6 protein-coding genes are annotated in these 7,995 nt (G+C 65.3%); 2 read left to right on the top strand and 4 right to left on the bottom strand.

The window, feature by feature from the left end:
* Positions 1 to 107 precede the first annotated feature (107 nt).
* The 3 genes from ACFPQ5_RS06200 to ACFPQ5_RS06190 are packed head-to-tail and all read right to left on the bottom strand — an operon-like array spanning position 108 to position 4,040.
* Positions 108 to 2,357 carry a xanthine dehydrogenase family protein molybdopterin-binding subunit gene (locus ACFPQ5_RS06200; RefSeq protein WP_379752406.1) on the bottom strand — a complete coding sequence of 750 codons (2,250 nt, stop codon included), beginning with the start codon at positions 2,355 to 2,357 and terminating at the stop codon, positions 108 to 110.
* Entirely contained in the window at positions 2,354 to 3,340 is a 987-nt protein-coding gene (locus ACFPQ5_RS06195) for an FAD binding domain-containing protein (protein WP_379752404.1), read from the bottom strand. Before ACFPQ5_RS06195 ends, ACFPQ5_RS06200 begins: the two co-directional genes overlap by 4 nt.
* A gap of 10 nt (positions 3,341 to 3,350) precedes the next feature.
* Positions 3,351 to 4,040 (bottom strand): 2Fe-2S iron-sulfur cluster-binding protein, encoded by a 690-nt coding sequence (locus ACFPQ5_RS06190; RefSeq protein WP_379752402.1) that lies wholly within the window; start codon positions 4,038 to 4,040, stop codon positions 3,351 to 3,353.
* 266 nt (positions 4,041 to 4,306) lie between these two features.
* Here ACFPQ5_RS06190 and ACFPQ5_RS06185 point away from each other — a divergent pair, with 266 nt between their 5' ends.
* Entirely contained in the window at positions 4,307 to 6,712 is a 2,406-nt protein-coding gene (locus ACFPQ5_RS06185) for a DUF8189 domain-containing protein (protein ID WP_379752401.1), read from the top strand.
* Positions 6,709 to 7,020, top strand: a complete 312-nt coding sequence (locus ACFPQ5_RS06180; RefSeq protein ID WP_379752400.1) for a hypothetical protein — start codon at positions 6,709 to 6,711, stop codon at positions 7,018 to 7,020. Before ACFPQ5_RS06185 ends, ACFPQ5_RS06180 begins: the two co-directional genes overlap by 4 nt.
* A 40-nt stretch (positions 7,021 to 7,060) precedes the next feature.
* On the opposite strand, the gene ACFPQ5_RS06175 is transcribed toward ACFPQ5_RS06180, so the two are convergent.
* On the bottom strand, positions 7,061 to 7,477 hold the full coding sequence (locus tag ACFPQ5_RS06175) for a DUF2061 domain-containing protein (protein ID WP_379752399.1): 417 nt from the start codon (positions 7,475 to 7,477) through the stop codon (positions 7,061 to 7,063).
* Between the last annotated feature and the right edge of the window lie 518 nt (positions 7,478 to 7,995).

Here is a 7,995-nt window from a genome sequence, read left to right as displayed (position 1 = left end):
GCCGATGATAGTGCTGCAACCAGTGTGAAAGTAGGTTATCGTCAGGCTAGTTATAAGAGAAAAACCCGTTGATTCAGATCAGCGGGTTTTTTTTCGTCCTTTTCTCCTCAGACCAGCACCTTGTCCGGCGTAATCGGTAAATCACGGATGCGTTTTCCCGTCGCGTGATACACCGCGTTCGCAATCGCGGCCGCCACGCCCGTGATGCCGATTTCACCCACGCCCTTGGCCCCGAGTTCGTTGATCTGCTTGTCTTCCTCGTCGACGATGGTGATATCGATCGCGCCGATATCGGCGTTCACCGGCACGTGATAGTCCGCCAGGTTCGCATTGACCGCGCGCCCGAAACGCCAATCCATCTCCGTCTTTTCCATCAGGCCCATCCCCATGCCCCACACGATGCCGCCCATTAGCTGGCTGTGCGTGGTCTTGCGGTTCATGACCCGGCCCACACCGTAAGCGCCGACGATGCGCGGCACCCGGATCGTGCCGACGTCGGGATCGATGTGCACCTCCACGAAGACGGCGCCGAAGGCATGCATCGCATAACGCTTTTTCTCGTCGCCCGGCTCGGCGTTGGCATCCGCACTGACCGGCTGTCCTCCTGCGCGCGCGACGATGGCAGCCATCTCCTGGCGCCGCGCCGGCGCCGCGCGCGACACGAGCCAGCCGTCGACGGCGTCGATGTCGCCGGCCGCCATGCCGTGCAGGGGCGACGCACTGTCCGCCACCGCCATGCCGATGAGCTTCTCGCGCAAGGCCCGTGCCGCCTGGTGCACCGCCGGCCCGACGCTGGCCACCGTTTGCGAGCCGCCGGACACCGGCGCCTCGGGCAGCATGGTATCGCCCAGGTGGAAGCGGATCTTCGAGACCGGCATGCCGAGAGCATCGGCGGCAATCTGCGTCATCACGGTATAGGTTCCGGTGCCCAGGTCGTGCGAGCCGCTGCGCACGACCGCCGTACCGTCGGGCAGGAGCGAGGCCATCGCCTTGGCGTTCTTGCGGTTGGCCGGATACGTCGCCGTCGCCATACCCCATCCGACCAGGGTGCGGCCCTTCCTCATCGAACCTGGTTTTGGATTGCGCCGATTCCAGCCGAAACGCTCGGCGGCAACACGGTAGCATTCGCGCAGCGACTTGCTCGACCACGGCAAATCCTTTTCCGGATCCTTCTCGGCATAGTTCGCCAGACGCAGCTGGACCGGATCCATGTCCAGCTTGTAGGCCAGTTCATCCATGGCCGACTCGAGCGCGAAACTGCCGCTCGACTCGCCCGGCGCGCGCATGTAGGTAGGAACGCCGACGTTCAGCGTCGCTAGCCGCTGCGAGGTCTGCAGGCTGTCGGACGCATACAGCTTGCGCGTGACGGCAGTGCAGGGTTCGGCGAAATCGTCGAGGAAGGCGGTGCTCGAAATCGTATCGTGGCGCAGCGCGGCCAGCTTGCCGCTCTTCGCCGCCCCGAGCACGAGATGCTGCTCGGTCAGCGGCCGCGCGCCGACGGGGCCGAACATCTGCGTGCGCTCGAGCACCAGTTTGACCGGGCGCCCGATCATTTTCGCGGCCATCGCCGCCAGCACCACGTGCGACCAGGTCGAGCCCTTGCAGCCGAAGCCGCCGCCGACGAAGGGGCAGATCACGCGCACCTGTTCCGGTGCGATGCCGAAGCTCGATGCCACCGTCCGCTGGACGCCGGAGACGTTTTGCGTCGAGTCGTACAGGGCAAGCTTGTCGCCGCTCCAGTGCGCGATCGTCGCATGCGGTTCGATCGGATTATGGTTCTCCATCGGCGTCGAGTAAGTCGCATCGAGACGCGTCGGCGCCCGTTCCATCGAACGCGCGAAGTTGCCGCGGCCGGTATCGGACGGCCGTTCGGGCTGTGGTTCCGGCCGGCGCAGTGTTTTCTTCGCCTGCGCGAAGTCGAGCTGCGCGCGCTCGGCCCGGCAGTGCACCTGCAGGCGCCGGGCGGCATCGCGCGCATGCTCGAAGGTGTCGGCGACGACCACCGCCACCGGCTGCGCGTTGTACCAGACCATGTCGTCCTGCAACAGCGTCAGCTTGGGGTTGGGCGGCTGCTTTTTCTGGTCCGGCTTGGATTGCTCGCCACCTTCCTTCTTGGGCTGTGAGCCCTGCGGCAAGGCCAGCCGCGGTGCGTTCCGGTGGGTCATGACCGCGATCACGCCCGGCATGGCCTCGACTGCCGCGCTGTCGATCGAGGCGATGCGGCCCTTCGGGATGGTCGACAAGACCATCATCGCGTGCGCCATCTGCGGCAGCCTGTGTTCGGCCGAGTAGGTCGCCGCGCCCGTCACCTTCAGGTGCCCATCGACCCGGTCGATGCCTTGTCCGACGATACTCATGCGACTTCTCCCGCACGCCGCAGCGCGCTGACGGTGGCGCGCTGCGCCAGTTCGATCTTGAAGCGGTTGTCCTTGAACGCCTGCGCACCGCGCACCAGCAGGGCGGCGGCTGCGCGCGAACGCGCATCCTCGAGCCGATGCCCGACCAGCAGAGCTTCGGCGGCCGGCATGCGCCAGGGACGATGGGCGACCCCGCCGAGCGCGATGCGGGCCTGGCGCACGACTCCGTCCGCGAGCTCGAGCGCCGCCGCCACCGACACCAGGGCGAACGCATAGCTCGCCCTGTCGCGCACCTTCAGGTAGTAGGTATGGCGGGTGAATCCCGGCGGCGGCAGGTCGACCGCGGTGATCAACTCACCGGGCTGCACGGTGGTCTCGGACTGCGGCTGCGTCCCGGGCAGCCGATGGAAATCGGCCATGGGAATACTGCGGTTGCCGCGCGGGCCGGCCACCTGCACGACGGCGTCGAGGGCCGCCAGGGCCACGCTCATGTCCGACGGATTCACGGCGATGCAGGCTTCGCTCGCACCGAGGATCGCGTGCATGCGGTTATAGCCTTCGCGGGCGGCGCAGCCGCTTCCAGGCAGCCGCTTGTTGCACATGTCGAAAGCGGTGTCGACGAAATAGGGGCAGCGCGGCCGCTGCATCAGGTTGCCGCCGATCGTTGCCATGTTGCGCAGCTGCGGCGACGCGCCCGCCAGCAGCGCCTGGGCCAGCAGGGGATAGCGGCTGCGCACCAGCGCGTGATTGGCGGTGTCGCTGTTCCTGGCGAGCGCGCCGATGCGCAGCCCGCCATTGCCCAGTTCCGCGATGTCGGCCAGGCCGATGCGGGTGATGTCGACCAGGCGCAGCGGCCGTTCGACGCCGCCCTTCATCAGGTCGAGCAGATTGGTGCCGCCGCCGATGAAGCGGGTGTGCTGGTCTTGCGCCAGGCGCAGCGCGTGGGCCGGATCGGTGGCGCGTTCGTAGTCGATGGCGTGCATGCCGCGCTCCTCAGACCTTGGCCGTGGCGCGCACCGCCGCCACGATGTTGTTGTAGGCGCCGCAGCGGCACAGGTTGCCGCTCATGCGTTCGCGGATCTCGTCGTCGCCGAACATGACGACCTTGGCGCGCACGTCGGCACTGGCCGCGCTGGCCGTTCCCGCGCGCATCTCGTCCATGCAGGCAACTGCCGAACAGATCTGGCCAGGGGTGCAATACCCGCACTGGAACGCATCGTGCTCGATGAAGGCGGACTGGATCGGCGCCAGCTGGCCGCCCTGTGCGATGCCCTCGATCGTCGTGATCCTGTCGCCCTCGTGCATGACGGCCAGCGTCAGGCAGGCATTCACGCGGCGGCCATTGACCAGCACCGTGCAGGCGCCGCACTGGCCGCGGTCGCAGCCCTTCTTGGTGCCTGTCATGCCGGCGTATTCGCGCAGAGCGTCGAGCAGCGACACCCGCGGCTCGAGCATCAAGGCATAGGCCTTGCCGTTGATGTCGAGCGTGACCGGGCGCGGCGGCACGGACGCCGCAGCGGCGGGAGCGTCGGGAGCGGCCCCGGCCTGGGGCAGATGGACGACGGCGGCCGCGGCAACCGCGGTCTGCAGGAAGCCGCGGCGCGACAGGGCGAGCGCATCGTCGCTGCCATTGCCGGCAGCTTCGTCCGGCGGGAGTTCGTTCGACATGGTGGGAGTTCGCATCGGCACAAAGGAAGGCCCATTATCCCGGCCGGGTCCCGCTGCTCCGTTAGGCCACGCACTTAGGCCGTGCTTGTTGGGATTAGCAGACAGTGACGCGCGCCGGATCGCGCCCGGACCGCGAGCCGATCTTTACGTGACCGCCGCCGGAACTTCATCCCTGCCGATTGTCTTACGACGTAAGACCGTGCTTCCAGTTCGATAACGATTGGAAAAGACGTGCTCTCGACATAGAGCGCGATTGCAATGCAGGCGACCAGGGGAAGATCATGAAAGCAAAGACATCCAAAGGCGCAGCATCCATGCCGGACGGTAATGGTTCGGACGACACCACGATGATTTCAAGCGCGTCCGATTCGGACGGTGCGATCGGCAGCATGATGCCGAATGACGGCGACGCCAGCCTGGCGCCCGAAGAGCGCGGCATGCCGGGCATCACCAGGCGCGAGCCTGGCGCCGACATGCCGTCCGGGCGCATGGAAGCAGAAAAGGGCGGCCGTGGCCGCGAATACGACATGCCGGCGGGCGGCATGGGCGACGGCAGCATCGGCCCGGCCAGTGCCGATGGCGCGGGTGGCGGGGGCGGAGGCTTCGGCAACGCAGGCGGCGGAGGGGGCGGCGGCGACGGACGCCAGCCGCAAGTACGCAAGTGCGGCACGATGGACGTGCACCGGCGTCTGTTGTCGACCGATCCGGAATATGCGCGCCGGCGCGACGACATCGAAATCGAGGCCATGCGCTACCAGGCCGGCGAAGGGAGCGTCCAGCGCAGCGGCATCACGCGCATCCCGGTGGTGGTGCACGTGGTCTGGAATACGGCGGCCCAGAATATATCGGACGCCCAGATCGCGAGCCAGATCGAAGTGCTGAACCGCGACTTTCGCCGTACCAACCCGGACGTCGGCATCACGCCCGCACCCTTCCTGCCCCTGGCAACCGATGCGCGCATCGAATTCTTCCTGGCGGACACCGATCCCTCCGGCGCGCCGACGTCGGGTATCGAACGGCGCCAGACCTCGGTCGCTTCGTTCAACGACAACGACGCCGTCAAGTCGACCGCCAGCGGCGGCCTGAATGCCTGGCCGGCGGCAAACTACCTGAATGTCTGGGTGTGCCAGCTCGGCGGCGGCCTGCTGGGCTATGCGCAATTCCCGGGCGGGCCGGACGCCACCGACGGCGTCGTCATCCTGCACTCGGCCTTCGGCACGACCGGGACGGCCGCCGCCCCCTTCAACCTGGGCCGCACCACGACCCACGAGATCGGCCACTGGCTCAACCTCAACCATATCTGGGGCGACGACGGCACCGGTTGCAGCGGTACCGACAACGTCGCCGACACGCCGAACCAGGCCGGCGCCAACGTCGGCGCGCCGAGCTTCCCCCACGTATCCTGCAGCAATGGGCCGAATGGCGACATGTTCATGAATTACATGGACTACGTCGACGACCGCGCGATGGTGATGTTCTCCGCCGGCCAGGTCGCGCGCATGCAGGCTTGCCTGGACGGCGTACGCAGTGCGATCGGCAGCAGCGCCGGCGCCATCCGCCCGAGCTCCTCGCCAGTCGTCGCCTGGGGACCGAACCGGCTCGATGCGTTCGTGCTCGGCACCGACCGCGCGCTGTATCACAAGTGGTGGAACGGCAGCGCCTGGGGTCCGTCCGTCACGGGTTACGAAAAGATGGGCGGCGTCTGCACCAGCGTGCCGCAGGCCGTGGCCTGGGGACCGAACCGGCTCGACGTGTTCGTCACCGGCACCGACAGCGCGCTGTACCACAAGTGGTGGAACGGTTCCGCATGGGGGCCGTCGCTGACCGGTTATGAATTCATGGGCGGCGTCTGCGTCGACGACCCGCGCATCGTCAGCTGGGGCCCGAACCGGCTCGATGTCTTCGTGCTCGGATCGAACCGCGCCCTGTTCCATAAATGGTGGAACGGCTCGGCCTGGGGACCGGGGCTGACGAGTTACGAAAACCTGGGCGGCGTCTGCGTCGGCCAGCCCGAAATCGTCGCCTGGGGACCGGACCGTCTCGACATCTTCGTGATCGGCACCGACCGCGCGCTGTATCACAAGTGGTGGAACGGCAGCTCCTGGGGACCATCGATTACCGGCTACGAAAATCTGGGCGGCGTGTGCACCTCGCCACCGAAGGTCGTCGCCTGGGGACCGAACCGCCTCGATGTGTTCGTCACCGGCACCGATGGCGCGCTGTATCACAAGTGGTGGAACGGCTCGGCCTGGGGACCGTCGATCAAGGGCTTCGAGCGTCTTGGCGGCGTGTGTGTCGACAAGCCGGAGGTCGTCGCCTGGGGACCGAACCGTCTCGACATCTTCGTCATCGGTACCGACAGCGCGCTGTACCATAAATGGTGGAACGGCTCGGCCTGGGGGCCATCGATTACCGGATACGAAAAGATGGGCGGCATCTGCACCTCGCCGCCGCGCGTCGTTTCCTGGGGCCCGAACCGGCTCGACGTCTTCGTTACCGGGACCGACAGCGCCCTGTACCATAAATGGTGGAATGGTTCCGCATGGGGTCCGTCCCTCACCGGATACGAGTACATGGGCGGAACGATTTCCGCATTCAGGGAAGAAGAGGAAGTGCGCGCGCCGGGCACGGAGCTGCAGTTGCCGATATCGCCCACCGCCATGCCATCACAAGGAGCGAACGTATGACGAACGATGCACAGACGGGCGGACTCCAGGGCAGCTGGGCGCATTCCTTCGAGGAGGACGCAGGCGACGTGCAGGTTTACCGCTTGCGCGATGCGTTTCCGTTTCCGCCCAGCCGGCGGGGGCGCGAAACGCTCGACTTCCAGCAGGCCGGGCAGGTCGTCAGCGGTATGCCGGGGCCGGATGACCGGCAGGTGCATGCCAGCGGCGGCCTGACGCCGCTGGGCATGAACCGCTTTCGCCTGGGCGATGCCCAGACACTCGAGGTGGTCGAATCAGGCCCCGATGTGCTGAAAGTCAGGATGGTGTGAGTCTGTTGCGCAACGCGCGGCGCCTGGGCTGTTCGCCGGCTCAGGCGCCGCGTAACTGCGTGTAATGCGGGCCGCGTTGTTCGAGTTGCTCCCACAGGCGATCGTGCAGGGGAAGCACGAGGACATTGCACACCGGTTCGAGCAAGGCGGCCAGTCCGCCCATCGCAAACGAGCCGGTGGCGCAGGCCATCACACCGAAGGCGACCACGGCGTGCAAACCGGTCTGGCTGAGCTTTTCGGCTGCGGCGCAGAGCGTGCGTTTACTGGTGGTGCGAGCAAGGCTGCGTAGCCGCGCCCAGGCCGATTCATGGAAGGGCAGCAGGACAACATTAATGACCGGTTCCACTAGTACAGCGAGGCCGCCGAGCATGATCGACCCGGTCAGTGCATAGGTAAGCGCGCAGGCGATCGCCATGTGGGTTGCAACCTGGCTAAGGCGTTTCGCGGCGGTGATCATTTGCTCTTCCTGTTTCGCTATCGAAGACAAATGATAGTCATTCTCATCTAATCGGTAAAATTGATTGATTCAAGAGAAATGATAGCTGATGGCTATGGGTGGCGCTGATGGGTACTCATCTGCACCGCGAGGAGGCAGCCACGAAACGCTCTTGCATCTCATCCGTGGCTTGGCTATAATTCGCGTCCGCTTCGGCGCTGTGCTGCAAACGTTAACGAAATCAAGTAGTTAACTCTGCAACAAGCAACGAAGAGGAAAAAAGAGGTTGACGAAAAACGCGAAACACTGCATAATCTCATCTCTCTGCTGCTGACGAACAAAACGATTCGCAAGCGCAGCAAGAAGCAACAGCGAATAAGTTCTTTAACAATTAACAGTCGATAAGTGTGGGCGTTTGATGAGGGTGCCAGCTGACTTGTTCAGCTGATTACTTAAATTATCAAATGTTCACACAAAAGAAATACGTTGCTCAGCAATGAGTGACGGTCAGTATTTTGAGTGAGCGACACCTCGCAAGA

Origin of the sequence: Massilia suwonensis, assembly GCF_042655665.1 — a bacterium.
In the GTDB taxonomy this organism is placed as follows: Bacteria; Pseudomonadota; Gammaproteobacteria; order Burkholderiales; family Burkholderiaceae_D; genus Telluria; species Telluria suwonensis.
Note: the sequence above shows the minus strand (reverse complement) of the source record. Positions and strands in the feature narration are given on the sequence as shown.

Coding starts and splice junctions, on each gene's coding strand:
- ACFPQ5_RS06200 (WP_379752406.1), bottom strand. CDS start 2,357: ATGAGTATCGTCGGACAAGGCATCGACCGGGTCGATGGGCACCTGAAG.
- ACFPQ5_RS06195 (WP_379752404.1), bottom strand. CDS start 3,340: ATGCACGCCATCGACTACGAACGCGCCACCGATCCGGCCCACGCGCTG.
- ACFPQ5_RS06190 (WP_379752402.1), bottom strand. CDS start 4,040: ATGCGAACTCCCACCATGTCGAACGAACTCCCGCCGGACGAAGCTGCC.
- ACFPQ5_RS06185 (WP_379752401.1), top strand. CDS start 4,307: ATGAAAGCAAAGACATCCAAAGGCGCAGCATCCATGCCGGACGGTAAT.
- ACFPQ5_RS06180 (WP_379752400.1), top strand. CDS start 6,709: ATGACGAACGATGCACAGACGGGCGGACTCCAGGGCAGCTGGGCGCAT.
- ACFPQ5_RS06175 (WP_379752399.1), bottom strand. CDS start 7,477: ATGATCACCGCCGCGAAACGCCTTAGCCAGGTTGCAACCCACATGGCG.